The sequence below is a fragment of the Microcoleus sp. Pol12B3 genome, from assembly GCF_036701355.1.
Lineage (GTDB): Bacteria > Cyanobacteriota > Cyanobacteriia > Cyanobacteriales > Microcoleaceae > Microcoleus.
The window spans coordinates 135,381-162,156 of the sequence record NZ_JAUBQS010000005.1 but is presented as its reverse complement, the minus strand read 5'-3'; the positions used below and the strand labels follow the sequence as shown (position 1 = coordinate 162,156).

At 44.6% G+C, this 26,776-nt stretch carries 19 protein-coding genes, 1 tRNA gene and 1 pseudogene; 8 read left to right on the top strand and 13 right to left on the bottom strand.

Annotation, left to right across the window (positions count from 1 at the left end; genetic code table 11):
• Positions 1–70 precede the first annotated feature (70 nt).
• The 8 genes and pseudogenes from QUA53_RS04280 to QUA53_RS04245 form a co-directional block, all read right to left on the bottom strand.
• Complete coding sequence (locus tag QUA53_RS04280) at positions 71–2,782, bottom strand: hypothetical protein (protein ID WP_333095240.1); 2,712 nt, start codon at positions 2,780–2,782, stop codon at positions 71–73.
• Between the two features lie 373 nt (positions 2,783–3,155).
• Positions 3,156–4,070, bottom strand: a complete 915-nt coding sequence (locus QUA53_RS04275; protein ID WP_333095241.1) for a cadherin domain-containing protein — start codon at positions 4,068–4,070, stop codon at positions 3,156–3,158.
• 163 nt (positions 4,071–4,233) lie between these two features.
• A pseudogene (locus QUA53_RS04270) lies at positions 4,234–4,751 on the bottom strand (DUF4347 domain-containing protein).
• A 184-nt stretch (positions 4,752–4,935) separates the two neighbouring features.
• Positions 4,936–5,355, bottom strand: a complete 420-nt coding sequence (locus QUA53_RS04265; protein WP_333095244.1) for a hypothetical protein — start codon at positions 5,353–5,355, stop codon at positions 4,936–4,938.
• 407 nt (positions 5,356–5,762) lie between these two features.
• Entirely contained in the window at positions 5,763–6,935 is a 1,173-nt protein-coding gene (locus tag QUA53_RS04260) for a sigma-70 family RNA polymerase sigma factor (RefSeq protein ID WP_333095245.1), read from the bottom strand.
• 379 nt (positions 6,936–7,314) lie between these two features.
• Positions 7,315–8,091: a DUF1350 family protein gene (locus QUA53_RS04255; protein WP_333095246.1), complete on the bottom strand. Its 777-nt coding sequence runs from the start codon at positions 8,089–8,091 to the stop codon at positions 7,315–7,317.
• A gap of 155 nt (positions 8,092–8,246) precedes the next feature.
• The gene (locus QUA53_RS04250; protein ID WP_333248694.1) at positions 8,247–8,543 is read right to left on the bottom strand and encodes a hypothetical protein; all 297 of its coding nucleotides are present in this window, start codon (positions 8,541–8,543) and stop codon (positions 8,247–8,249) included.
• A 27-nt stretch (positions 8,544–8,570) separates the two neighbouring features.
• The gene (locus tag QUA53_RS04245) at positions 8,571–9,755 is read right to left on the bottom strand and encodes a glycosyltransferase family 2 protein (protein WP_333095250.1); all 1,185 of its coding nucleotides are present in this window, start codon (positions 9,753–9,755) and stop codon (positions 8,571–8,573) included.
• Between the two features lie 814 nt (positions 9,756–10,569).
• Between QUA53_RS04245 and ggt the strand changes: the two genes are divergently transcribed.
• Together ggt and QUA53_RS04235 are read left to right on the top strand one after the other, a co-directional pair.
• Positions 10,570–12,300, top strand: a complete 1,731-nt coding sequence (gene ggt, locus QUA53_RS04240; RefSeq protein ID WP_333095252.1) for a gamma-glutamyltransferase — start codon at positions 10,570–10,572, stop codon at positions 12,298–12,300.
• A gap of 484 nt (positions 12,301–12,784) precedes the next feature.
• Positions 12,785–13,666, top strand: coding sequence for a choice-of-anchor L family PEP-CTERM protein (locus QUA53_RS04235; RefSeq protein ID WP_333095253.1), 882 nt, complete (start codon positions 12,785–12,787; stop codon positions 13,664–13,666).
• A gap of 410 nt (positions 13,667–14,076) precedes the next feature.
• On the opposite strand, the gene QUA53_RS04230 is transcribed toward QUA53_RS04235, so the two are convergent.
• From QUA53_RS04230 to QUA53_RS04215, 4 genes are all read right to left on the bottom strand, one after another.
• Positions 14,077–15,309, bottom strand: a complete 1,233-nt coding sequence (locus QUA53_RS04230) for a pentapeptide repeat-containing protein (RefSeq protein ID WP_333095255.1) — start codon at positions 15,307–15,309, stop codon at positions 14,077–14,079.
• A 108-nt stretch (positions 15,310–15,417) separates the two neighbouring features.
• Positions 15,418–16,266, bottom strand: a complete 849-nt coding sequence (locus tag QUA53_RS04225; protein WP_333095256.1) for an alpha/beta hydrolase — start codon at positions 16,264–16,266, stop codon at positions 15,418–15,420.
• A gap of 197 nt (positions 16,267–16,463) precedes the next feature.
• The gene (locus QUA53_RS04220) at positions 16,464–17,189 is read right to left on the bottom strand and encodes a DUF3120 domain-containing protein (RefSeq protein WP_333095257.1); all 726 of its coding nucleotides are present in this window, start codon (positions 17,187–17,189) and stop codon (positions 16,464–16,466) included.
• Complete coding sequence (locus QUA53_RS04215; protein ID WP_333095258.1) at positions 17,182–17,766, bottom strand: hypothetical protein; 585 nt, start codon at positions 17,764–17,766, stop codon at positions 17,182–17,184. Before QUA53_RS04215 ends, QUA53_RS04220 begins: the two co-directional genes overlap by 8 nt.
• A gap of 715 nt (positions 17,767–18,481) precedes the next feature.
• On the opposite strand from QUA53_RS04215, the gene QUA53_RS04210 reads away from it, so the two are divergent.
• The 3 genes from QUA53_RS04210 (at position 18,482) to QUA53_RS04200 (ending at position 22,120) form a co-directional block, all read left to right on the top strand.
• The gene (locus tag QUA53_RS04210) at positions 18,482–19,711 is read left to right on the top strand and encodes a ferrochelatase (protein WP_333095259.1); all 1,230 of its coding nucleotides are present in this window, start codon (positions 18,482–18,484) and stop codon (positions 19,709–19,711) included.
• 386 nt (positions 19,712–20,097) lie between these two features.
• Positions 20,098–21,537 (top strand): AAA family ATPase, encoded by a 1,440-nt coding sequence (locus tag QUA53_RS04205; RefSeq protein WP_333095260.1) that lies wholly within the window; start codon positions 20,098–20,100, stop codon positions 21,535–21,537.
• Positions 21,521–22,120, top strand: a complete 600-nt coding sequence (locus QUA53_RS04200) for a hypothetical protein (protein WP_333095261.1) — start codon at positions 21,521–21,523, stop codon at positions 22,118–22,120. The genes QUA53_RS04205 and QUA53_RS04200 overlap by 17 nt, the downstream gene beginning before the upstream one ends.
• An 11-nt stretch (positions 22,121–22,131) precedes the next feature.
• Here the strand turns inward: QUA53_RS04200 and QUA53_RS04195 are convergent, their stop codons facing one another.
• Entirely contained in the window at positions 22,132–23,412 is a 1,281-nt protein-coding gene (locus QUA53_RS04195) for an aminotransferase class V-fold PLP-dependent enzyme (protein WP_333095262.1), read from the bottom strand.
• Between the two features lie 160 nt (positions 23,413–23,572).
• Here QUA53_RS04195 and QUA53_RS04190 point away from each other — a divergent pair, with 160 nt between their 5' ends.
• The 3 genes from QUA53_RS04190 to QUA53_RS04180 all read left to right on the top strand — a co-directional run bounded on the left by QUA53_RS04190 (position 23,573) and on the right by QUA53_RS04180 (position 26,754).
• A complete protein-coding gene (locus QUA53_RS04190) occupies positions 23,573–25,408 on the top strand; it encodes a TM0106 family RecB-like putative nuclease (RefSeq protein ID WP_333095263.1) in 1,836 nt (611 codons plus the stop codon).
• 133 nt (positions 25,409–25,541) lie between these two features.
• Complete coding sequence (locus QUA53_RS04185; protein ID WP_333164676.1) at positions 25,542–26,624, top strand: esterase-like activity of phytase family protein; 1,083 nt, start codon at positions 25,542–25,544, stop codon at positions 26,622–26,624.
• Between the two features lie 56 nt (positions 26,625–26,680).
• Positions 26,681–26,754: transfer RNA gene (locus tag QUA53_RS04180), tRNA-Asp, on the top strand.
• The last annotated feature ends 22 nt before the right edge of the window (positions 26,755–26,776 follow it).

Genomic DNA, 26,776 nt, shown 5'->3' with positions numbered 1-26,776 from the left:
ACAGGCTGGGATGAGCCAGAAGTCGGATTTTTTATTTGAGCAGATTAGTTCGCTTCTAATCTGAGTAAGATTAACGAGAGAGCGGATTAGCTGGAGAACCAATGCGAAAAAGGATTGTAAAAACATTATCATTCAATAATAAACGATTCCCAAAAGCATCATCACCATAATCATATTGCTTATTTTGCCAATTGAGGGATAGGGTAGGACTGTTGTAGTTATTTTCCAGTTGCCAACTTACACTAGCACCGTAGAGAGAGCGAGTCGAGTTTTTATCGATGGGGGCGATATAACCAGACAGAGTGAGAGTGCTTAGAGGACGGATGGTTAACTCAGCGAGTAAGCGATCGTCGTAGGAATTCGGCAGGATATCACCAAAATAGTTGGTCAAACCCAGAGAAAAAATTCCCCAATTCAGGCGAGCGCTAACGGCAACTTCACTAGCTGGTGAAATACTAACTAAATCACCAATTCTTGTTTCTCGATCGAGAGCATAATTGAAGCCAGTTGATAAGGTTAAATTTGCCCGCCTACTGAAACGAAAGGTTTTGGCGACACTCCCCCAAAGTTGGCTGTAATAATCGCGATCGGGGTTGAGATAACCAATCGCACCGCCGCGAAAACTCCAATTGTTTAGCGTGTTTCTGGTGTAATCAGCACCGAGGTAGAGTTTGGGCTTTTCTGAAGCAATCACACCCGTATAGTATCGCAGGATATCTTCACCTCCCGTCCAGTTTCCGGTAAAGCTGAGATGAGGATAGTAAGAGGTTTTTTCCCCATAGATACTTTCTCTAACAAAGTTGACATCTTGCTGTAAAAAACCTAAATAAACTTGGGCATAAAAATTCTGTAAATTGGCAGTAGAATACTGATTTTGGTTAACCGCAGAGAATAACTGTACATTGGTATTTGCTCCACCTTCTGCACCAGCATCCACAAGGGTGACTTGTGGCCCTGTTGGATCGTAAAAGATTCGACCATCTTCAATATTGCGATCGATCACGGGAGAAAGACCGAGCCAAAGGCTGTTATAATTCGCTTTAGGAACTTGATTTAAGCTGGTGACATTAGGCGTTAAACTTTCGGCCCGTCCGAGTCCGGCGGAATAGATCGTAAAACTACTGCTGGGTAAACGAGTATTATTAGCCGCTAAAAATAAGTTGCGGTTGATATTAGTATTAACGGGATTTTTACTGCCTTCTAGGTCAGGAATGACATCGGGTAAAAATTGCGCGCCCGCTTGAATTGCCGTATTGAGCCAGCGATTTTCATCATCATCAACAAAGAGAGTAAATCCTCGAATAGTCCGCCCTAAAACGGCTTCTCTATCATTGGCTTTAACAACTTGACGAACTCGGGAAACAGTACCTGCAATCGTATAGTCATTTTCTTCTTTTCTCTCAACTTTGGTTTTTTGGGATTGGCTGTTTCCCGGATAAGCACCCGAATTGGGAAAATAAAAATCGACGCCAATCGGTTGACTGCTGGTTCCCCCTTGAAAGCCGGGAAGCTGCATAAAAGCCAAAGTTTCCGGTTTGACAACCTCCCCAACCTGAGACGTTTGAAAGACGCGGGTAGGTACGAAAAACTCGGGATCTATACTATTGCGATCGATCGCTAAACCTGGGGTATAAGTACATTGTTGGTCACTGGGAGTATTGGGAAAAATACAAGCCCCCGTTAAACTCATTTGAATTTCTAACCCAGTCATGGTTTGGGGTGCGGTAGTTGTGGTTGTAATTGTTCGTTCTAGGGGAACAGTCCGCAGTTGAAAATAAGTGCCTTTTTGGTCTACTCTATAAATATTATTTCGGCTTAAACTTTCACTGACTCGACTGTTAAGTTTGAGAGTGCCATTTAAAAAAATATCGCTGTCTGTGGTGTCAGCAAAAGTATGGAAACCACTAAACTCCCATTCAGTTAGATGGCTGATGGGAATGTCATTGAGAGGTAAAGTAGTCGTGAAGGGGCTAAGTTTTTCGTCGGGCGCGATTCGAGGTGGAATAATGTAATCGGGGTCAGTAGATGGCGCCGAAGGTTGGGGTAATCCGTTAGGATTATTAGTTGATGGGGGTTTGGTGGGTTCAGGTTCAGGGGCTAAATTTTGGGATGAGGGTTCTAGGTTTGTAGCAGAAGTAGACCAGTTTGGTGTTTCTGATAAAGGGGTGGCTTGTGGAAGGTCGGAAACGCTTGGAGCGATTCGAGGTGGAATAATGTAATCGGGGTCAGTAGATGGCGCCGAAGGTTGGGCTAATCCGTTAGGATTATTAGTTGATTGGGGTTCTGTGGGTTGAGGTTCAGAGGCTAAATTTGGGGATGAGGGTTCCTGGTTTGTAGCAGAAGTAGACCTGTTGGGTGTTTTTGATAAAGGGGTGGTTTCTGGAAGGTCGGAAACGCTTGGAGCGCTTCGAGGTGGAATAATGTAATCGGGGTCAGTAGATGGCGCAGAAGCTTGGGACAATCCGTTAGGATTATTAGTTGATTGGGGTTCTGTGGGTTGAGGTTCAGAGGCTAAATTTGGGGATGAGGGTTCCAAGTTTGTAGCAGAAGTAAACCAGTTGGGTGTTTCTGATAAAGGGCTGGTTTCTGGAAGGTCGGAAACACTCACAGCAGAGGCATCCAGTAGATTGGATGTGTCGAGTAAATTGGAGCGAGTTTCTGCTATGGCTGGGGTTGAGTAAGCGATGCTCAGGAGAGTCAAACCGACGACAATACTACCATTGTATGCTGTTGAGAGGAGCGCAGTAGGGTTAACGATAAATTTTAGCAAGTTAATTATCATTAGAAGCGCGGCAAGTAGGGATTAAATATATTAGTTAATACAGTGATTCAACTCGGAGATCCTGATGATTTAATAACAATTCAATTTCTGGCTTTAATATTGTTATCTATAGCGCATCTAAATCATTGGTACAAAGATGTAGGCGTAGTGCCCGGTGCAAACCCCCACGGATCGGGACCACCACGGAGGGTTGGCCGCTAGAAGAATTACAGAATTCATTTAGGCTGGCTATAGAAGATGCAATAAAAAAATATTTATTGAGATGAATATTTTGAATATTTAATAATTATAAAATCCAAATCAAGGGTGCGCTAACGGAAGTTAACGCACCTGATTATTTCAGAATTTAGACAATTAGACAGACGCGATAGCGCTATAATAATCCGTCAGACCCGCCGGATTTTGGGATAAAATTAGCCTCCCCAATCCCGGCGGAATTTGTGTTAACTAAAGAAGCGAGGGTTTCTCCGGTTGATGCAATTTTAATTAAGGTGGAACTACCACTTTGGGCAATCTTTAAAGCGCCGAAAGTTAAACCTCCCTGTAATCGGATTATGTCTTGGCTACCTTGGAAGCCATAGATCAGATCCTGACCCATTCCTGGTGCAAGGACAAAGGTATCGTTACCTGCATCCCCGTAGAGCCGATCGCTCCCTGCACCGCCATTGAGGATATCGTCACCATCACCCCCATAGAGGATGTCATCACCCGCATCGCCGAGGAGTTCGTCGTTACCGGCATCACCGTAAAGGCGATCGCTGCCATTACCCCCCAACAGCACATCGTTATCATTGCCACCATAGACAATATCGTTGCCGTCACCACCATTGATGGTATCGTTTCCGGCGTTACCGTAGAGGACATCGCTACCTGCTAAACCGTCGATTTTGTCACCAGCTGCAGTACCGCGCAGAATGTCGTTATTGGGTGTACCGGAGATCGTCTTGTTGATGGTCTCATCGATATCATTAATATTAACCACCAACTCCTTCTCGTAACTCAGCCCTCCAGCATCGGTAGTGCGAACACGGATGTTGTAAGTTGACTTGGTTTCATAGTCGGGGGAATCCTTGATTTTCAGTTGGGCGCCGTCAATGATAAAGGCATTGTTATCCTCGGAGCCTTCTACCAAGGTGTAAGTAAATTGATCACCCACATCGGGGTCGGTGGTGCTGAAAGTTCCAACCAAGGTGTTAGCGGGTACGTTTTCATCAATATTGGTATTTTGGAGAGTCAGCCCAGTGGGGGCGTTTTTGGGTTTGTATTCCCAATCATAGGGGGGGTACATTGGGAATGGATAATAGGGGGGGTACATTGGGAATGGTAAGTAGTCATACTCGTACTCCATGAAATACTTTCTCCTAAAAAATAGTGAATTTGCGTCAAAGTAGCGAAGAGATAATTTACCTCCATACACACCTGAAAACTTGGCGGTGAAATAGTTACAGAGGTCAGCGTGCAGAAAAGTCGCAGAAGTTGCCGCCGTGGCCGCCAATTGCTGAATTGTTACGGAAGCTAATACCGTTCGTCCTCACCACACCGCTATTGAGCAACAGAGGATCACCGAGTCCTGTAGCAGCGATTTGAGCGCCTGTTAGTTTGTGGAGTCGTGTAATAAATTCTTCTCCTGCATCTCCGGCTGCAACGTTACAGCCATAGAGGAGGAGGTTGGCAAAACATCCCACTGTTGCAGTTGAGTCGCGTAGCCGTTGAGGGTATCTAAACTCAGTTGGCTATTTCCCAGATACAAGCAACCGGGGGAACCGTGGGAAATAATATGAACGGCATCGATATTCTGACGGTGTTGTAAAACCAGGCTAATTTGCTCGATGCCATCGGCCGTCCCATCTAGGACAAAGACTTCAGTAGTGGGAATGACACCCTCAATGAGTAGATCGGCGTTTTCTACTCCGGCATCGATAAAAACAATTCTGGTGGCTGGATTGATAGTTTTTGAAGTATTTAGCATGGGTTTCATCTGGGGAATGTCCTGTTATTCATCAGAAGGTATTGCGGATAAAAACACCCTATTAATAAGGATCTCGGCTGACTAACTGGCTGGAGGGTCGCTGAGATCCTGATCAGATATCTGAAACGAGATCAAATTGATTGATGGGCGAGGTTAGCTAGTCTGCTAACCTTTCACAACCGTTCTAGGGAGTGGGAGACTTAACAACAGCATTGCCAGTAGCGGTACCAAGCTGCACGGTGACAGTTCCAGCACTAAAGGTATTGTCTTGTGGGTTAGCTTTTTCGGCGTCAGCAACGGGCGTAACGTCGAAACCAGTCGGATTGCCGACAGTCGTAAAAGCCTGTATCCCTGCACTACCCAGAGCCCAAGCTGAGTTCTGTAAAACATTGCCCCCTCCAGCAGCACTGTAGTTGAAAGCAGCAGCAGAAGCATTTTCTTTACCCACAGCAGCCGAGACAGCCACACCTGTAACCGCATTGTTGTTAACGGTGAAAGCCGCAGAACCTGCTATACCACCTTCACCGGCACGGGCTACGGTAGCGAAACCAAAAGCATTGAGAATAACGAGACCACTAACGAAAGCAATACGACGAATCATCATTTTTCAACTCCAGGGTTGGTTTTTTGTGTTCTATTAGTTAGACGTTTCCCGAAGGCGATTTGTGAATAATTCAGTCTTTAGATAGATGACATTTATGACTTATGGGGTGAAAAGGCGGAGCGAGGGAGGGTTTGACAAATTCTTGCTACGCAGTCCATCTCTTCACTGAAAATCTAGATTGAGGAAACGGGATGCCGAATTTTTCCATGCCAAATTCGGCCTAGGGCCATATCGCGCCCAGCGCCAATCATAGAGAAAGCGGGAATATAGGGGATTGCAGCTCGCGGCAGCATTAATGCCACCTGCACGCCAATAGCTTTTGGCTTTCCCAAGACTCAGAAAGCAATCGGCTGTAAAAACTGATTTAAAGCGATTTTCTGCCTGCCTATTTTTCAGATGGAAGAAAGTCAACCACCACTGTCTGCCCACCTCCTCCTGTACAGTGGAAAAAGCGATACAGAAGACGCAACCCTGCGCGATATGCCTCCGGCACCCTGGCCCGATCGCATTTCCCGCGATCGAACATCGGTCAAGTATTGGTTTTCTCTGTTGAGAAACTGGGAATACAGCGGATTGCAGTCGCTGATGGTACAACAGCCCTGTGCGGGCTGCATTAATGATGCCTGCACACCAAGAGCTTTTTGGCTTTCCCCAGACTCAGAAAGTAATCCGCTGTAGGGGTTAGGGGCGATCGCTTTTTCGCTGTCATTCCCCAGACTATTTGCCAAGATCCGTAGGGACGAATAATCCTTCGCGTCTAGATGCAAAATACACACTGCGGCTTCTTGCTGTTCCTCACCGGCAACAATTTCTCTTTCTTTTATCTCCCCATCAGATTTAGCATTCACTAAAACCGGCTCTTGAACTTCCCCACCTGCAACAATTTCTCTTTCTTCAATCTCCTCTGTAATCGGTTTTTTTTCAACAATATTCTGAGACTTTTTCCCTTTGGCCGACTGAGGAGAAACCCTCGACTTAGGATTAGAAAAATCCGAGTCAGTCCCATCTTCACCGAAATTTTCCTTGAACCGCTGACGCAAAATTGCCGGCGCCTGGGAAATGCGCTTGCGGACGTTATCGTAGGAAATATTAAGTTGTTCTGCAATATCTGGATAAGATAGCCCTGATTCAAAATGGAGAATAAAAGTCTCGCGAAATCTATCGGGCAACTCATCTATTGCCTCGCGAAAAAATAATTCAACTTCTCCCCGCATAGCAGCGCGAACAGGTGTTTCTTCTTGGCTAATTAATTCGGTTTCGTTTCCTATAGCAATGGTGTCTAAACTGTCAACTCCTACTGCACCCCTGTTGCGCTCTCGATGGATATCGGCGCACAGGTTATAAGTCAGTTTGGTTAACCAAGCCTTAAAGTTTTTGATATCATCCGTAGAATCTCTTGCTTTTTCCCAAGCTTTCAGCATCGCGCGACTGAGGGCATCTTCAGCATCGGTTGGATTGCCCATCCACTTGCGACAGCAACGGTAAAGATAATCTTGATTATCCTGCCATAATTTCCAAAAAGCTGAATCTATATCTGGAGTGCATGAGGAAGGGACTGATGCAGAACTAGAAATTAACATCTGTGGGTGCCGACACTCTAAGTGGACAAACAACTGGCGATTAATTTAGGCCGTAATTTACCTAGCCTCAGATGCACCTATCACCATGTTGACTCACCACTCAGGCTCATGTCAGTCGGAAAAGTCGGATCTTTTAAGTCGGAAAAGTCGGAAAAGTAGGATCATCGCGGCTATGAGTGCATAGCTGAGACATCCCTTGGCAGTTTTAGGAGTTAGGCAAACGGCTTTTTAACACTATTGGTAGCGTAAGGTGCGCCATAAGCACCCTACAGATAGAGTTTATGCGTAATTCCTAAGTAGCGTGTGCGCCATAAGCACCCTACAGATAGAGTTTATGCGTAATTTTTCAATTTAATGTCACCAAGCTAAAATCTGAACTTTAAGATTTAAAATCCTTGAACAGAGGATTAAGCCACAGCAGAATTGTCTGTTTTAATTGATTTAATTCTCGATACACTTCTTGTTTGACCCACTGCCCGATCGCGTCGAAGGGTGTAAAAATTTGACCCACAGGCCAGCTAACATCTTGCCCCAATGGCGTTTGATGGTTGCCGGCTAAAGTCTGAACTGTAATCATGTCCGGAAATCGTGCTTTTAGCAGTTTGGTTAACAGCAGAGTTTGGTCAATGTTGTCGCCGTTAAATTTGACTAAAAGATTGCGCCGGATTTGATAGCTATCTTGGACGAGGCGATTAGTCTCTTGTGGGGAAGGGGTAAACTCGACGTTAAAGACGGGGGAAATTTGCTCGACGATCGGGATTGCTTCGGATGCCGCATAATTGTTGAAAGAAATCAGAATATTACCTGCCCTTTCTACGTCAAATACAGAACCGATCAGCAAGTGCAGTTTGCATCCCATGCTGTGTCCCATACCGTAAATGGGGAGATAGGAAGATTTGAGCAATTTAGTGCCGCGCAGGCGATCGAGGGCATTTTCAAATTTGTTGAGGACATCGCGGGCGATCGCAATATGATCCAAAGTATTGACAAACGGCGTTGCTACTACAAGATATCCTTGATTCCCCAAAGCCTCTAACAGCCAGCGATAGGTGAGTTGCGGTGCTGTCGCCACAAATGCGCCGCCGAGAAAATGCACGATCGCGATCGGTCTTGAGGGAATTAATACCCAATTGCCAGAAATTTCTTGCCAGTCCATAAATTCAATCTAATTCCAAATAAAAAGGCGAGCTTCTTCTGAAGGGAGAAAGCAGAATTTTTTCTAAATTTTTGTTTTTATTTTATGTAGTAAAAAAGCGCTTGCTACCCATTTTTTCATTCAATCAACTTTGCTCTTTACTTATATTATGATATTTAGTGTAACTGTTGTCGCAGCAAATAGAACGATCGGCGCACGCTGCTATTTGCACACTGTATAGGGTTGAAGCTGGCGGCCGAATAAATCAAGGCTGACATCGGCTGGTGGCTTTCAAAGATTTGTATATCGTGTCCCATCGCACGGCTGCAAGCCACTGTAGCTGGTATTGCCGGTAATTGACCAGACAGGATATTAACAGTCAAATACGGCTCCCAACCCCAATATCGCGTATTAACCAGTCTCTGGGCGATCGGCTTCGATTCGGCTTGATTGGCAGCACCTAATTTCTTCACTAAACCCGCATACAACTGTCACATCCTTTAGGACAGCCCCCCGATTTCAGACGATCGCTGGGGGTTTAATTCTGGCGAATGACCCATACCTTCTGCCGTTTGATGACTCAACTTTTCGTGAGCCTTCATCCATTTCCACTTGTGCACAGTAGCTTGAGGATTGAGCACTGTGGTAGCCACGCCGTAAACAAGAGTCGGCAAAACCTCCCGATTTAACCAACTTTGTCCCAACTTTCTCATGTAGTGCAGTGCCAAAACTTCTCGAAATTTGTTAAGCCTTTGCAAAAGCGGCAAATTCTTAAAACATAACTGTTCGTACTCGTGGAGTGATAACTCTTTTTCTCCCCGCAAGCGCCGCAGTTGGTTTTCCTTGACACAATCAGAAGCTATACGCTTTTTCAGCCAATGCTTATCTGTGAGAGAGTTCCCTCTAATTCGATAATTTCCCAAGGGTTCTGTCGCCGCTAGCAAGCCATACTTTTGAGCAAGTTTGGTAAATAACTCTGTATCTTCTCCTACCTGCCAATCTTCTGCAAACCCGCCTTCCTTGAGAATAATGGAGCGATAAACTACAACAGAAGACGGGAAAACCCAAGGACTTTCGCCTGTCTCCTTAATCGCCTGCATTTCTGCTTTAGTTGTAGGATAGGTGGGAATATAACTCAACTTTTTACCGTGCTTGTCTAAATATCGCAAAGCGTGAGCCACAGCTTTGACTTCGGGATTGTCTGCGAGCATCTTCAAACAAACTTCTAACTTATTGGGTTCCCAGGTATCGTCGCTGTCGATAAACGCTACATACTCGCCTGTGGCGCGATATATCATTAAATTTCTAGACTTAGAAACCCCGTAATTCTGGGGATTTCTGAAGTATTGAATTCTCGAATCTTGCTCGACCAGCTTAGCAGCAACTTTGTCTGTAGCATCAGTAGAAAAGTCATCAACAATTAAAATTTCTAGATTCTTGTGGGTGCCATTGAGTACGGAGGCAACTGTCTCAGCCAGAGTGTCGGCAGCATTGAATGCAGGAATGATTACACTAACTTTTTGGCTGTTCATAACTTGCATTAAGGTGTGGTTTGGTAGTTGTTCGCCGAAGTATAGTCTCTCAGCAGACACTCTAACTCCTTTACGTGCAAGTACCTGTAGCCAGGAAACTTGCCTAGATACTGCCAATATAACAGGCTTACCAACCTCAGTGTTATCTACCATAAGGGGGGAAAGCCGTTAAAAGACGGAGTGCAGACTATTTGGGAGGCAGTTTTTCTGACACAGACCTCGGTTGCTAGGCATTTAGGGTTTGGTAGAGGGATTGGAATTTTCCTAAAGTCGATCGCATCTTTTTGCTTTAATACCGCTTACCCAGAAAAACTGGGCCTCACCCAAAATTATTGGCTTGAGAATTAGATATCTACTAAAAAACCTACTTTCTGACTCAGATAGATGTCAGTTAATCGGCGATCGTAAAATTTTTTCTCCGACCCCCCCTGGCGTGGGACTGAGGTCAAAGTCCTGGCCACAAACCTGTTTTATTGATTAACTCATCAGTAGAACAACTTCCGAAAAACTGATCTGCTAAGTCTGCTATGTGTGGCATTACCATAGCAATCACCTAAAAGTGTGAGTTAATTATTTTTGAGGTTTCATTTACTGGGGATGCTTAATCAGGCTAGGAAAAAAAATAATTTGAAAATTCAGAATATTTGTGAATATTGGTTTCTCTAATTTGCCTCTTTAGCATTTCCTATCGTAAATCAGCAATGCAGTTTCTAGCCGATTATCAGCTTTTTTGAAATCACTAGCTTTTCAAAAAAGATGCTTTTTTCAACTTGTTTAATTATTAAATTGCCATAAGGTGTCCCTCTTTTCTCTATTCCTCTTGTACCGCGAGAGGTTCCCAGGGTCAAATCGTTTTCCCATCTGGCATAACAGGTAATTTATTTGCGGTTGAACTCAGTACCGCTAGGTGTTAGGGAAGATGCTTCTAAAAGTATACTATAAAAAATTCTCGCCTCATCCGTAAAAAATGTTGCCAAAGTTCTTGAGCAAAGTGCAAATTTATACTTGTTGCCTAACAGTCCTGGTGTTGGGCGGCTGCCAGCAACAGCTACACCCAACCTTGCTGCAGCAGCGCAGCAAACAGGGCATGGCAGTTTCAGCTCACCCTCTGGCGAGCGCTGCGGGGCTGGCCCTGCTACAACAGGGAGGCAATGCAGTGGATGCGGCGGCTGCTACGGCTTTGGCGATTTCGGTGGTGGAGCCTTTTTCGGCGGGTATCGGCGGCGGGGGTTTTTTGCTCCTGCGGCGGGCCGAAACGGGGACTGTGCAAGCGCTGGATTTCCGGGAACGAGCTCCGAAACGGGCGGCGCGGGATATGTACCTCGACAAGCAAGGTAAGGTGCGCCCAAGGGCAAGTCGGGACGGGCATTTGGCGGCGGGTATTCCGGGTACTGTTGCTGGACTTTATACGCTGCACCGCGAGTATGGTAAGTTGCCTTGGGCTGCGGTGGTGGCGCCGGCGATCGCCCTGGCTGAAAAAGGCTTTCCGGTAAGTTCGCGGTTTACCACGGCTACCGGGCGACGACAGGATGTGTTCAAAAAAAACCGGGCAGCGCGGGAGGTTTTTACTCGTAGTGGCATTTTATACCAGCCGGGTGAGCTTTTGGTGCAGCGGGATTTGGCGCGGACTTTGCGGCAGATTGCACAAAATCCGCAGAGTTTTTATACCGGGGACATTGCGCGGGCGATCGCCGCTGATATGGCTAAAAACGGCGGCATTATCACTCTCGAAGATTTGAAAAACTATACGCCGATTTGGCGAAATCCGGTTTGTGGCAACTTTCGCACTTACGAAATTTGCGCGATGTCCCCTCCTTCTTCCGGCGGTGTTCATTTGTTGCAAATCTTAAATATTCTGGGAGATACCGAGCTCAAGAGGTTGGGGAGGCAAAGTCCAGATACTTTGCACTTGCTGGCAGAGAGCATGAGGATTGCTTATGCTGACCGGGCTGAGTATCTGGGCGACCCGGATTTTGTGAGTGTACCGGTCAAAGCTTTGACTAGCAGCAATTATGCCAAATTGAGACGATCGCAAATCCAGATGTCAAAAGCCAGACCCTCTAGCGAGGTAAAGGCTGTTGACGCTGAAACTTTGAATCGTCTGCTGTGGGAGTCTCCCGAAACTACCCACCTGACGGTAGTCGACGAAGAGCGCAACGTAGTCAGCTTAACGTTTACGGTGAATGGGGGTTTTGGGGCTGGAGCCGTGGCCGCGGGTACGGGAATTTTGCTCAACAACGAGATGGATGATTTTGCAGCGGCGCCAGGAGTGCCGAATTTGTCGTCTGGTTTGGTGAGCGGGGAGGCAAATTCGATCGCCCCGGACAAAACTCCTTTATCCAGCATGACGCCGGTCATCGTGACAGAAAATGGCAAATTTCGCCTTGCTGCGGGAGCTCCCGGAGGCAGCACGATTATTACCACGGTGCTGCAAATTGTACTGAACGTATTGGTTTACGACATGAAAGTCGGCGATGCTGTGTCTGCACCTCGCGTACACCACCAGTGGCAACCGGATCGCCTGATGGTGGAACGGGGAGGTTTTGAGATTGCGACGCTTTCGGAGTTGCGGCGGCGGGGACACCTGATTTTCGAACGTGACGACTGGGGCAATGCCAATGCGATCGTCCTGACTGCAGACGGTTGGTTGGAAGGGGCTGCTGATCGGCGCGGGGAAGGAGAAGCAAGGGGATTTTAGTCAACAGTCAGTCGATTAGAGATTTTAAATTTTACAGGGGAGGGAGACTTCGGTGACTCAACGATTTGAGATTTACTCCACAGATGAATCTGAAATGTTGAACTATGGTCAAAAATTTTGATATCTCTAAAACAGGAATCGGGCGCTTGTATACGTTTTTTGGGCGAGGTCATCTTTCCTGAGTCATTAGCTATTAGTCATTAGTCATTTGGGAGATCGCAAACGGTATTAAAACCCGGTTTCTTTTGTCTCCAGTGCGTAAGTCCTGAAATTATTCGTCTATGTACGTTTATTTTTGCATCCCTATTTTTGCGCTGAGGTTTATTGGGTGACTAACTGCCAACATTTACCAAAACAAATAATCACCAAAAGCGTATATTCACTTACGTGTAAAGTTATGGTAAAGGCACTAGACATTAATAGTTATATAATGTAAAAATTAAGTTGTGGATAGGATCAGGTTTGTATCTTCCAGGAAAAATTTATGATAATTACTCACAAAATTGCCGCCTTAACAGCTACATTAACTACTTCTCTGAGTTTGTTGGCAGCGCCAGCAATGGCATTTTCCATAGGGGCAACTAATAACATTGAAACTTTAAAAAATAATTTATTGGGAGCTAATACAGCCGGTTTGAGTAATTTCTCTGTTTCAATTACGGGTAATGCGGCTGCTTTTGGTACTTTCACTAATGATCCCTTCGGTTTGACATCAGGTGTTGTTCTGAGCACTGGTAAAGTCGCCGATATACGGGGTAAGAATCGGAAAGATAACTTCACGATCGAAAACAGCGATTTAAGCACGGACTTTGGGCCTTATGGTGAAGAGGGGGATTTGACTCAGCTAAACCTTAGCTTTTTTGCTAATAGCACGGTTGAAAAGTTAGTCTTTCAATATGTATTTGCTTCTGAGGAGTTTCCTGAATTCGGGGCTTATGAAGAATATAATGACGATTTTGAACTGCTGCTGAACGGCACTAATTTGGCAAAATTGAGCGACGGAAAAACAGTTACGATTAATAATCTTGTTCCAGAGCCAAATAATCGCTCTAAGGATCACCCCGACTATATTGACAACCCAAGTTTGACAGGTATTGCTGCTAACATCATTAAGCTGGACGGTTTTACTAAAGTTTTAGGTTTTGAGGGTTTGCTCAAGCAAAATCAGAGGAATGTTCTCAGCATCCGCATTAAAGATGTGGGCGATGGCAAGTTAGATTCTGCTGTATTTATTAAAGGCGGTTCTGTGGAGACGGTTCAAGCTGAGCCGGTTCCCGAACCGATGACTGTGGGGGGTTTGATGGCGGGAGGCGCTATGCTCGCTGCTGGACGAAAGTTACGCAATCGCCGTGACGGAAGTAATTAATAATGGAAGGAAGAAGGAAGAAGGAAAAAACAGAACAGGAACCATTTTGGCGGTTGCTGTAATATGAATCTCGATTAGCCGTGTTGGAGAGACAAACGGGGTTTGATGAACGAAAAGACCTCGTTGCAGTTCTTGAACAGGGTAAAAAGCTCTGTTTGTGCGATCGCGATCGCGTAATATCAGGTCAATTAATTTAAGCATTATGGGTACGCAGCGAGGAATGCAAGTCCTCATACAATTCTGACAACGAATGCCCTCACTACGAACCAATTTTATTGCGGTTGTTCTAGCGGAAAGAATATAAGTTTTTATCCCAAATTCGCAAAGGGCGGATTTTTTTGTATTTGGAGTTGCAGCAACTATTGCGGGTAAAACCCGCGTCTACAACCACTGACTAAGAACTAAATAATTTAACTATGAACAGTACCGTCGGGTAAGATTGTACCTGTTAATGTAGTCCGGGTAAGTTTGACCATCACTCGATCGCCGTAACCGATTTTCGCTCCTGTTAAGTCAGCACCGCTCAAGTCAGCACCGCTCAAATCGGCTCCGATTAAGTTGCTTTCTCTCAAGTCGGCATTGATCAAACAAGCTCCTAACAAATTGGCCCTGAACAAGTTTGCTTTGTGCAAATTCGCGCCTGTGAGGTTGACGTTGTGTAGAAAAGTATCGCTTAAGTCGGCTTCACTCAGGTTTGCATTGCTCAAGTTTCTTCCTGAAAAATCCTTTTCTTTTAAGGAAGCTCCTTTGAAGTTGGAACCGCTCAAATCGGGAGCTTGCGGCCCAGCTTGGCGGTAAGACTGAGATGGCGGCGGCTGCGATTGGTAGCGCGACGCCTCTGAATAGGGCCCTGCAGGGTTTCCCCCATAGTTTCCCGCATAATTTCCAGCATATTTTCCTGAAGAGGGTTCATAAGAGTAGCGGGGTTCTTTTGGGGTGGACGGTGGTGGCTGCGTGTTTTGGTGCTGGGTGTTTGGATACTGAGTATTTCTGTACTGATTGTTTTGGTACTGAGTATTGGGTTGCTGAGTATTGGGCTGCTGAGTGTTTTGGTACTGAGTGTTTTGGTACTGAGTATTGGGCTGCTGAGTGTTTTGGTACTGAGTGTTTTGGTACTGAGTATTGGGTTGCTGAGTGTTTTGGTATGAAGTGTTTTGGTACTGAGTATTGGGTTGCTGGGTATTTTGTTGCTGGGTATTTTGTTGGTGAGCGTTTCTGTACTGAGTATTTTGTTGCTGGGTAGTTTGTTGCTGGGTATTTTGTTGCTGAGTGTTTCTGTACTGAGTAGTTTGTTGCTGGGTAGTTTGTTGCTGAGTGTTTCTGTACTGAGCGTTTTGTTGCTGGGTGTTTTGGTGCTGGGTATGTTTGTGCTGGGTGTTTTGTTGCTGGGTGTGTTTGTGCTGAGTATGTTTGTGCTGAACGTTCTGATTCTGACCTCTTGGTTGAATCGATCGCAATTTTTCGCGAGCTTGATTAATTTCCTTAATCTTTTCTTCAGCTTTCTGTAGTAGTCTGGGATTGTCTTTGGGGATGCGATCGGGGTGCCAAATGAACGCTAAATCCTTGTAGGCTTGGCTAATTTCTTCTCTGGAAGCTCCCGGCAACAGTCCCAGCACTTTATAGTATTGGTCGAGGTCGTTCATTGTACCACCTTTCGCATTAAGAAATTAGGAATTAAAAATTAAGATCGGAGCAAAAGCCGTTCTCAAAGCTTGCTTGTCCGATCGTACATTAGATGAACAATAACTCAGCTAAGCCGCTGCTGGCAAAAAGTCTCGAATTAGCTGCAAGTATGTTGCGGCATCCTCCAGCATCGGAAAGTGAGCCGTATTAGGAATTATAACAAATTCTACTTTTTTGCTCAGGGAGGCTGCTTGCTCTCCCATGACGGCGGGGATAATTTGGTCGAATTCTCCGGCAATAAGCAGTGTGGGAACACTCAGCCGCGCAAATTCTTGGGGCATTTCCTCGGCTGCTCTTTTGCTGACTGCCGTCACCATTGTACCTATAGCAGCTTGCTCGTCTGCCATTAAAAAATCCTTGAGAAACGCCAGACTTACCTCTGTGGGCAGGGAACGGCGCAAAAACCGAGCCATAAATAGCCGATCGGCAAACGGGATGGATGCCAGCCAAGAGGGTCTAAATTTTACCACATAGCCACCGAATTTGTGAAAAGTTGTAAAAGATTTTTCGTCGTATTCAAAAATACCGCTGCAAGTGAGAATTGCTTTTTCTACTTTTTCGGGGTAAAGGTTGAGAAATAAAGTAGCAATTGATGCTCCTGTGGAGTGAGCATTGAGAAAGACGCGACTTAAATTCAGAGATTCTAATAATTCAGCTAAGTCACGGGCGTAGGTTTCGAGTTCGTAGCTGGACTCAGGAGGCTCTTTTGGCAAGGGCGATCGACCAAAACCTCTCATATCGTAAAGCAAACAATCAAAATCATCAGCAATAGCCCGGGCCGTGCTTTCCCAGTAGCGCGCTGAACCCGCCCAGCCGTGCAGAAATACCATCACTGGTTTCCCGCTAGGTTGGGCCGTGTTATCTGCCGTTATCCACTCGTAATAATGTTCTACACCGCGAATTGAAATGAAAGACATGATATTGATTTGGGATTCTTAGATTTTAGATTTTAGATTTTAACTCATAATTGTTCAGTAAATGCCCAAATTCCCGACTTCTTAAAAAAAAGTCAGGAATCTTAAGACTATATCCATCAAAAAACTCTGCGTTAACCTGCGTCAATCCGCCCACATTTGCGGTCAAAAATCACCCACATAAAAAATAATCATAGATATTAAGCAGCAGAAGCAGCGAGCCAAAATAAACCATCTACCAAAAGCGTGCTTAACACAGCTCCGCTGAAAGCGCGCCAGTGCAGTTCTCGATCGCGCAAACTCAGCAAACCCACTGTTAGCAACACAGCGATTAAAACTAGAGCACAGCCTATGCCCCAAGGAGTTTCAATTTGACCGATCGCACTTTGAAAAATCGGCATAGCTAATTCCGGTTCCGCGTGCATCACTTGCCGCCAGTAGGGCATCAACCCTGTTAAGTAAAAATATAAATCAGTAATGGCAGTACCCAATAGGGAACCCAAGTAAAAATAGCCGCCAACTTTTCCCCAAGATTTGCCCAAGCACCAAATAGCAAAAGGCAAGCCAATTGCTTCTATAGGTAGATGTAAAATTGGTTCCCATCTAAACCAGCCCCAATAGATAGAACCTGCCAGCCAGCATCCGGCAAATCCTAATAATAAATCTCCCCAAAGTTGTGTTTTGGGGCGGAAAATCAGGATTAAGCTAAGTACGAACCAGGGGATAGTTGATAGCAAACTGATGGTTGGATATAAACGCACTAATGGTGCTTGCACGAAGACTGGAATTGAGACTAAAAATGCTGAGGCGCTAAATATTAACCACGGTTTGATGCTGTTTGTTGTGGCTGAAGTGACAGAATTGTCGAGGCGGGCGATGGTGGCAATAGGTGCGATCGCTGAGGATACTAAATTTAGATTAAACAACTGATTGGACTCCGTATTGTTTCAATAGGTGGACTAAAAATTTTGCTGCGGTTGTCGGTCCGACTGTCTCAATGCCGGCGGCGGTTTGGCTGACGTGCCAGCCTTTTGCCGTTTGGGGATCTCGCCATAAATCCAAATGTTCGATCGCGGGATCTGCATAAAAGCTTTCTCCACCGCCACCGAGAATTGCCGAACTCCAGTGCGTAAAGCGATCGTGGCTGATTCGGTGTATGGGAAAATTGCCCCCCAGGGGTACTCCCCAACCGTCTAAGGCAAAAAATGCCCCGACTTTGCCGCCGAGTTGCTGCCACAGAAGAGCCGCCCCGATCGCCCCGGCTACTCCTGCCGAAAAGCTGACAAATACTAGACTTTCTCCTGCTAACTCTTCGCTACACAAAAAGTGCAATATGTCAAGAGCCGAGAAAGGTGGATATTTATGAGCGGGAAAAATCTTGACACGATCGACTATTTGCTGGTTTGGGCGATCGGCTACCAGTCCCCAAAGCCCCGAAAGTCCCGTCAGGAAACAGTCGGTTAGCTTTGGTTCGTGGAATCCGGGGCAAATTACCAGTCTCATAGTTCGTCAAGAAAGTTAATATAGTTCGCAACATAACTTTATCATATGCCTACTATATCATATACTACCCCAGGGGATAGGGTGTTAAACTTATAATAGAGTCAAGTTTGAAGAGTATCCCCCCAAGTTAAATGCTGGGAACGCTCCAAACCCCATTAATCTGAGGCAAGGTCAGGGAGTCTTAAGAAAACATAAAACTTATCCCCCCCGACCCCATTCCCTGTCAAGCTTAGCAAAGCCAGATTCTAGTTTTAAGCAGTTCTGTATTTAGATTTAACTTTTCTGGCGGCGTCGAAGCCCGGTCCAAAAAAGCTTAAAGAAACAGGATTGTGAAAATTAGAGGCCTGCCAGCTTAGCTGCCCTACGAATTTCGGGTCAGGGTCAATCGATTTGAGATTTGAGATTTGAGATTTGAGATTGACTTGCGCGAGATAAATGCGGAGGCTTGAGGATTTTCGATTTGGGATTGATTCCACGGATAAATCACGTGGCGGGTACCACATGAAGAAATTCTTGGTCAAAAAACCGACTTAGGACTGATGCTCATCAATCCGGTTTCTAGGATAAATAAGAGGTTGCACCGGGAAGTATGGGCCAAGAAACCGGGAATCAGCCCCGCGCACGTCTGTCGTGCGATCGCACACAATGAAAAATCTCCGATTCCCCCTTCATCCTGCCTGGATCTCTTAGAATAAATAAAATTGAGGAATACAAAGTGGTTGCTTCTCCAGAAAAAATCGATTTCAAAACATCTGCAGCACCCGCAAGTAACGATCGCGTTGCTGTATTGCTGATGGGTTATGGCGAAGTCGAAAGCTACGACGATTTTGCCAACTACAACGAACAAGCTTTAAATTTGCTTACGGCAAAGTTTGCGCCAGTACCGCTTTGGATTTATCCGCCGCTGGCGAAGATTTTAGCAATCTTTGACTTGCACGAGTGGAGTCACCAACACGGTCAATTCGTTTCGCCGCACAATGCAATTTTTGAACAGCAGCGCGCCGGGATTGAAAAGAATTTACAGGAGAAATGGGGCGATAAAGTAAAAGTGTTCAAAGCTTTTAACTTTTGCGCGCCGTTTTTGCCGGAACAAGTAATCCCTCAAATTCAAGCAGAAGGATTTGACAAAATTCTGATTTATCCGCTGTTGGTAGTTGATTCTGTTTTCACCAGCGGCATTGCAGTCGAACAGGTGAATAAAGCTTTAGCACAAACCTTTGATGGCAAAGAACATTGGGTAAAAGGACAGCGCTACATTCCTTCTTTTTACGATGAACCTGCTTACATCCAGCTAATGGCGGATTTGGTTGAAGAGGAAATTAAGAACGATTTAGCTGTAGCGCATTTGCCTTCTCAGATTGGGATTGTGCTGATGAATCACGGTTGTCCGCACAAGGCGAAGGGCTTTACTTCGGGAATTGTGGAAAGTCAAGCTTTGTACGATCGCGTGCGGGAACGTTTGATGTATCGCTATCCTTTGATTTCGGTGGGTTGGCTGAATCACGACACACCGCTGATTGAATGGACACAGCCGGATGCGACGTTGGCTGCGAAGAATTTGATTGATTTGGGTGCAACTGCGATCGTCTTTATGCCGATCGGATTTGCGACAGAAAATCACGAAACTTTGTTAGATGTAGACCACATTATTGAGTCTTTGCAGAAACAGCGTCAAGGAGTTACTTACCGCAAATTGCCTTGCGTTAACGACCATCCAGAGTTTCTGAAAATGGCGGCTGAGTGGGCAAATCCGCAGATTGAAGCGTTGTTGAGTGAGACTGCGGTTGCTGTTAATCCGAGTTTGGCTGCGGCGCACCGCGAGCACAGTCATTCTCATGAAGGGCACGGTCATTCTCATGGCGGGCACGGTCATTCTCATGGTGATCACGGGCATTCTCATGGCGGGCACGGGCATTCTCATGGCGGGCACGGGCACAGTCATTAATTGAGTCGTTGGGTGGGGGCGGGTTTATTATATTCTTGGTTTCCCACATAGATGGCTGGTAAAACCCGCCCCTACAGGCCTGTAGGGGCGGGTTTTACAGATAATATTTGAGGCTCACAAACAATCTAGATAAACCCGCCCCGGCTATACTAATTGAGTGCGTGAGTTCAGATTAATTGAGGTCAAAAGTCGATCGTCCTTTGGTGTTTTAGAGAAGGGGCGATTTGCTTTTTTATCATCCAACTGATAAGCTTTTCTGCATTCATACTGAGATTGATAGTGGAGTGCCTGTGGCGAACGAAGTTGGGTGACACAATCAAATCCCTACTTTCCGAGTCGAGGCGATATAATTGAAGCACTTGCGGTAAAAATGAGAAAATAAATAAATGAGAATTATTCGTTTAGAAATTACCAATGTAAAAAACTTTCAAGACAAAGTAGATATCCAATTTGATCCCCAATTTAATATATTAGTTGGCCCCAATGGGGGCGGAAAAAGTAATTTTTTAGATATCCTGCTGATAATTTTAAAAGGATTCTTTTTATATAGTTATTCTGATGATTTCATCGGAACTGGTTCGACGCAGATTCAGCGATTGCCTTTATTTAATCCAGCACAGAATCATCTAGATAAATTCAGTGCCGATGCTTCTGAATCTAAAATTAAAATAACTTTTAAAGTAGATGCTCAAGATATAAAAAATATAGCAACAATCAATCAATATAAAACAGAAATAAAGTCAGCTTTTGGTCACTACCAAATTCAATATTTATCTCCTCCAATAATTGATGAAGTTGAAAATTGGAAACAGGGTGAGTTAGCAGAAAATCAAGAGTTAGTATATCGCATAGTCAACAATGTACTTGTACAACCCTCTTTGAATTCACCCGAATTAATTTATCTTAAATTTTTGAACTATTATGAACTTTTATCAATAGTTATACAGAAGGCTATTGATTTGGAGCTTTTACCTCTTGATACTCGCCTTACCCCAAAATATGTATATTTTTCGCCTTACAGAGGAGGAGCTGCGCTACTTCAAGTCAACTTAGGGGGTCAGAGCTATTATAATTTATTAAGTAATTATTCATCAGCTACGTCTCGAAGTACAACTTCTTTAATAGAGCTAGCATCAATGTACTTTGTACAAAAGAGACGGAAGTATGAAACGCTTGCTAAGACTCAAGGATACGAAAAAGATTGGGATGCAGATGAAGAAGTTAAGTTAGTAACTAAACATTTAAAAAAATTGGGATATTCATGGAAGGTAGAGCTTAAAGATGCAAACAAAAATATTTATGAGATTATTCTGCTAAAAATCCAAGAAAATACAAAATTTTCTTTAGATCAGGCGAGTTCGGGAGAAAAAGAAATTCTAAATTTTTTATTGGGGATTTTTGCATATAATATTAAAAATGGCTTGATCATTGTAGATGAACCTGAAGTTCATTTACACCCTAAATGGCAATCTCTACTCCTTGACTTATTCTTTGATTTAGCTGATTTCACACAGAACCAATTTATTTTTTCAACCCATTCTCCTATATTTATTAATCAGAGGACTATATCGAAGATTGTGAGGGTGTATAAATCGAGTGGTAAAAGCACTATCAAAAATTTTATTACAAGCAATTTTGACGAAAGTAAAGACCTTTTCCACATAATTAATAGGCACAACAACGAGAAAATATTTTTTGCAGATAAGGTAGTTCTTGTGGAAGGAATTACCGATAGGATTTTTTTGGAGCAATTAATTAATATTTATAATAAAGCCGAAAACAGTGAAATTATAGAAGTTTTGGAGGTACATGGAAAAATATCGTAAATTTTTAAAAAAAATTGAGTTGGACAATTACATAATTGCAGACCTAGATTATATTTTAGACATTGGTAGTGAAGAACTCAAGAAAATGTTTAGACCGGATTATGCAAAAATAGATCGAGAGGTTATTAAGGACAAAAAAAGTATTGATGGTCAAACATTGTTTGAGCAAATTGAAGAGGCTATAAAGAGTGAAAATTTAGACCAACTAACAAACCTTTGTAATTATATCAAGTCTAGAAAAATGAAGTTAGACGAGAATCTAACCGATCAACAATTGCAATTATTGGAAATATTTATCACAGAAAAAAGGGAGAAGGATAAAATTTGTGTTCTTAGTAAAGGAGAAGTAGAATATTACTTACCGGAAGGATATAAAAAATTAAACACATTTATTGAATTGACTAAAAATGAAAGGAAATTTAGAGATCTTATTATTCGTGAAGACTACCGAGAGAAAAGGGTAGAACTAAGTAAAATTATTTGTTCTATCCTCGGAATAAACTTACTACCAGACGAAGAGGTGGTTAGATATCTTAGCCATCGCCCGGTTTCTGACTACCCGTGCGTCCAGGACTATAAATAAACCCGCCCCGGCTATACTAATTGATTTGCGATCGCCCCAACCAACTTATCAATCTCCGCCTCAGTTGTAAAATAGTGAACACAAGCCCGCACACAGTCAGGATTAAGAATAGTCCGCACCATAATTCCCTGTTTCTCCAACAAATCGACAAGCTTTTTGTGCGGCATCCCATTAGTTAATCGAAACGAAACCAAACCAGCTTCCGGCGCAGATTTCCGCAAACATTCCACATCGGGAAGTTCCGACAAACGTTCCCAGAGATACTTACTCAAACGGCAAATTTCTGCATACCTTTCCTCGATCGTACCCCATTCATGTTGCAAGGCGATCGCACTCCGCAAACCCGCATACAAAGGATAAGCCGAAGTCGCAATTTCATAGCGCTGCGATCCAGACTTCCACCCAAGCACCTTAGCATTAGCATCCGTCACAATTCCCCGCCAACCGATAAACACCGGATGCAAATCTGCCAAAGCTTCAGCACTCACATAAAGTCCCCCCAAACCTTCCGGGCCGCAGCACCATTTGTGACCAGTAAAAGCATAAAAGTCAACCCCCGATTCAATCAAATTTAAAGACAAAACCCCCACAGATTGAGCCGCATCAACTAACACCCTAACTTTGTGCTTCTTTGCAGACAAATCCTCTTGTCTCCCCCCTTGAATCAGGGACAAATCCTCTTGCCCATCCCCTTGAATCAGGGAAAAATCCTCTTGTCCCCCCCCTTGCCAAGGGGGGGTTAGGGGGGGTTCATGACACACTTTCACAATCTCAGCCAGAGGCAAAACTTGGCCCGTATTCCACAAAATGTGACTGATAACCAACAAGCGAGTATTTGGCTGCAAACTATCAGCAATCACCGCCACCGGATCACCTTCATTCAAAGTTGCCGCCAACGGACAAACCGAAACCTCAATGTTGAAACGGCGCTGAAGTTCCATTACACTAGCTACAATGCCGGGGTGTTCGCAGTCAGAAAGCAGCAAATGGTCGCCTGCTTTCCAGTCAATGCCCCACAGCGCAATATTGCAGCCGACGGTGACATCTTCAGTTAGGGCGATGGTTTCAGGAGGTACCGTCAACTCAGATGCGATCGCACGTCGCGTCAGCATCGCCTCCTGAACCACCCAAGCCCCCACCTCCCCCGAAAACGGCCCCCCAAGCTGCACCCGTTTGTAAGCCTCATAAATCGCCTCTAAAGCAGGCTCAGGCAGCGGCCCTTGTCCGCCGTAGTTAAAATAAGCTTTATTGGCCAAAGCTGGGAATTGTTGCCGGTGATTGTCCTTTGTCATTTTTTTGGGCGAATTATTGATAGCGTTAATATTGAATAACTAATGCTGTGAACTTTCTATCCTTTGACTTTTGCCTCAAGCTAAATAATCAATCCGTGTATCCGTCTCAAAATCCGTGTCGTGCTTTCCTTCTAATTATTCTATGCCTTGCGAATACTAAATGTTAATAACTGACAAACTACTACTTTCCTATCAGCGATGCCATCTCCGAGCATTTTTAGACACCTGCGGAGACTGGAAACAACTAGATCCCCCCAGCGACTTTTTGCTGAAACTGATGCGCGACAGCGCCGCATACCAGCAGCAAGCTTTGGAACACGAGACTTACCAACAACCATATTATCCTAGAGGGGATTGGGAAGCCGGCGCGGCCGCTACATTGAGTTTAATGCAGCAAGGGGTCGATCGCATTTACCGAGGAGTTCTGATCCAGGGCGAATTCGGTCAAACCAACGCCGCAACAACTTCTCTGGTAGGAATTGACAGTCAATATTTCCCAGAATTTGGTGAAATTCCCGAAACTTCAGTTCATCTTTCATCCTCCAATCTGCACTCTTCAAACATTACCCTGATCAGCCGTCCCCATTTATTAATCAAACAGCCGGGAAAATCAAAATTTGGCAATTGGAGTTATATTACTGCGGATATTTGGCTTAGTAAACGACCAAAACAAGAGTATCAAATTATCGCAGCTTTTCACGCCCATGTTTTAGCTTCCGTACAGGAAACAATGCCCGATACTGCGTGGCTGATGCTGCGAAAAAAAGGGCTGTGGCAGGTTAATCTCGACCAGCGAACTCCTCAGATGTTCGAGATTTTAGACAACTGCATTCAGATGATAGAAAATCGGGATAAGCCAGAAGTGTTTATTTCGAGGCAAAAGTGCAATCTTTGCGGTTGGTATACTATCTGTCACGCCGAAGCCGAATCTATTAGACATCTTTCCTTATTGCCGGGAGTTACTGCCAGCCGCTATGCTAGACTAAAAGCTCTCGAAATTACTGATGTTGAAGCTCTCGCTAATGCTAGTTCCGCACTGCTGGCTGAGTATCCCGAATTCCCGGACAGAGTTGCTTTTGATGTGGTGCAGCAAGCTAAATCGCATTTGCTAAATCAACCGCTGTTGCGGGAAGAAGGAAGTTCGGCAACGAGCAATGTACGGGATGTAACGGATGTCAGGAAGAAGGAAGAAGGAAGAGGGAAGAAGGAAGAAGGGAGGCACGACACGGATACAGGGATTAACGATCGAGAAGGTAGAAGTGAGAATTCAGAAGAACTTAACTCCTCTGAAATAGTACCAGATATTGTAGATAATATCTTGAATGATATCGCAGTTGAGGAAGTAAAAATTAGAGAAAATAAACCTGCGACATCTTCTATACCTGCGCCAATTCTCCGCAAGAAACCAATTCCATATTCTCAATCTGTATTTTTGCCGATCGCCCCAATCGAACTCTACTTTGACATTGAAGCGGAACCCGAGTTAAACTTGGATTACCTCCACGGAGTCTTAGTTGTTGACAGGTACAACAAGACGGAAAAATTCCACGGTTTTTTAGCAGAATCAGCAGCAGAGGAAGGTGCAATCTGGCAGCAATTTTTAGAATTAATGTGGGCTTACCCCATTGCTCCGATTTTCCACTTTTGCGACTACGAAGTCAAGACTTTTAAGCGACTGGCTAAACTTTACAATACTCCCGCTTATTTGTGGAAACCTGTGCTGAAACGGTTTGTAGATATTCACAAACAAGTGACGCAAAAGGCGATTATGCCGGTGGAAAGTTACGCGCTCAAACCAATTGCCCGCTGGCTGGGTTTTGACTGGCGAGATGCTAAGGCTAATGGTGCTCAGTGCGTCTGCTGGTACGACGATTGGCTCAAAACTGGCGATCGATCGCTCCTAGAGGCGATCGTCCGCTACAATGAGGACGACTGTCGTGCTACTTATGTAGTTAAAGATTGGTTGACCAATTTTTTGCTGAATCATGAACCGTGATTTTTGGATGTAATGAACCGCGAAGACGCGAAGGGCGCGAAGGAAGAAAGGGAAGAGGAAGATAGGTAATAATGTATTTATTGGTAAAATGCGAAGGCTAGCAAAAGCAACTATATTTATTGTCTGTTTTTTGATGGCAGCAACTGTTGCTATTTGGGTAAACCAGTCAGCCAAATCTTTCGCTGTTACGAAAATAGATTTTATCGGCAGAGCAATATTTCCTACAGGTTCTCCGTTTCAGGGGACGGAAATTGGCGGACTTTCTGGCATTACTTATGATGCCGAGAAACAAGTTTATTATGCCATTTCTGATGACCGCAGCAGCAAGGCTCCGGCGCGCTTCTATACTCTCAAAATCAACTTGCAATCTGGGAAACTGGAAAAAGAGCAAATTACTTTTAGTGGTGTCACTACTTTATTAGATGAAAACGGTAAAGGTTTTCCTGAATTAAGTTTAGATCCGGAAGGGATAGCTTTTACTGGCAATAGCGTGTTTGTTTCTTCTGAGGGAGATGTCGATCGCCAAATAAATCCTTTTATCAAAGAGTTCTCTCTCGATGGTAAACTCCTGAAAACGCTGGCAATTCCTGAACTATTTTTGCCCGACGACAAAGGCAGTAAAGGCATCCGCAACAATCTATCATTTGAAAGTTTAACTTTAACGCCCGATCGCAAATACCTATTCACCGCCACCGAAAACGCCTTGGTTCAAGATGGCGCCGTAGTTTCCCTGGAAACCGGGAGTCCCTGCCGGATTGTGCGCTACGATGCGGTGAGCGGCACTCCAGAAGCATCGTTTCTCTACATCACCGAACCGCTACCTCCTGGTGCGAATCCTGTGGGAAAATTAACTAGCAACGGTTTAGTGGATTTGGTGGCGATCGACGATAACCGCTTGCTGAGTTTAGAGCGTGCTTTCTCCCTGGAAACCGGCACAACTATCAGAATTTTTGAGATTTCTCTGGAAAAGGGCGATCGTATTGAAGCACTCGAAAGCCTCAAAAGCCGTCTCAGCGAGGTTTCTCCCGCTCAAAAACGCCTGCTTCTGGATTTGGAAACCCTGAAAATTCCTCTAGACAACATTGAGGGCTTGACATTTGGCCCCGCCCTGGCGGATGCTAGCAGAGGTCTGATTTTGGTGAGCGACAACAACTTCAGTCCCCTGCAAGAGACTCAAATTTTGGGCTTCCAAATAAAAGTTCAAAAAACCTCTTGACAAAAGGTGAAGTTATAGGCATAATAGAAATTGTGCCTGAAAAAACGGCAAAACGAGGGACAGTAGTTCAATTGGTTAGAGCACCGCCCTGTCACGGCGGAAGTTGCGGGTTCGAGCCCCGTCTGTCCCGTTCTCTCGTAAATAAAAAGTTT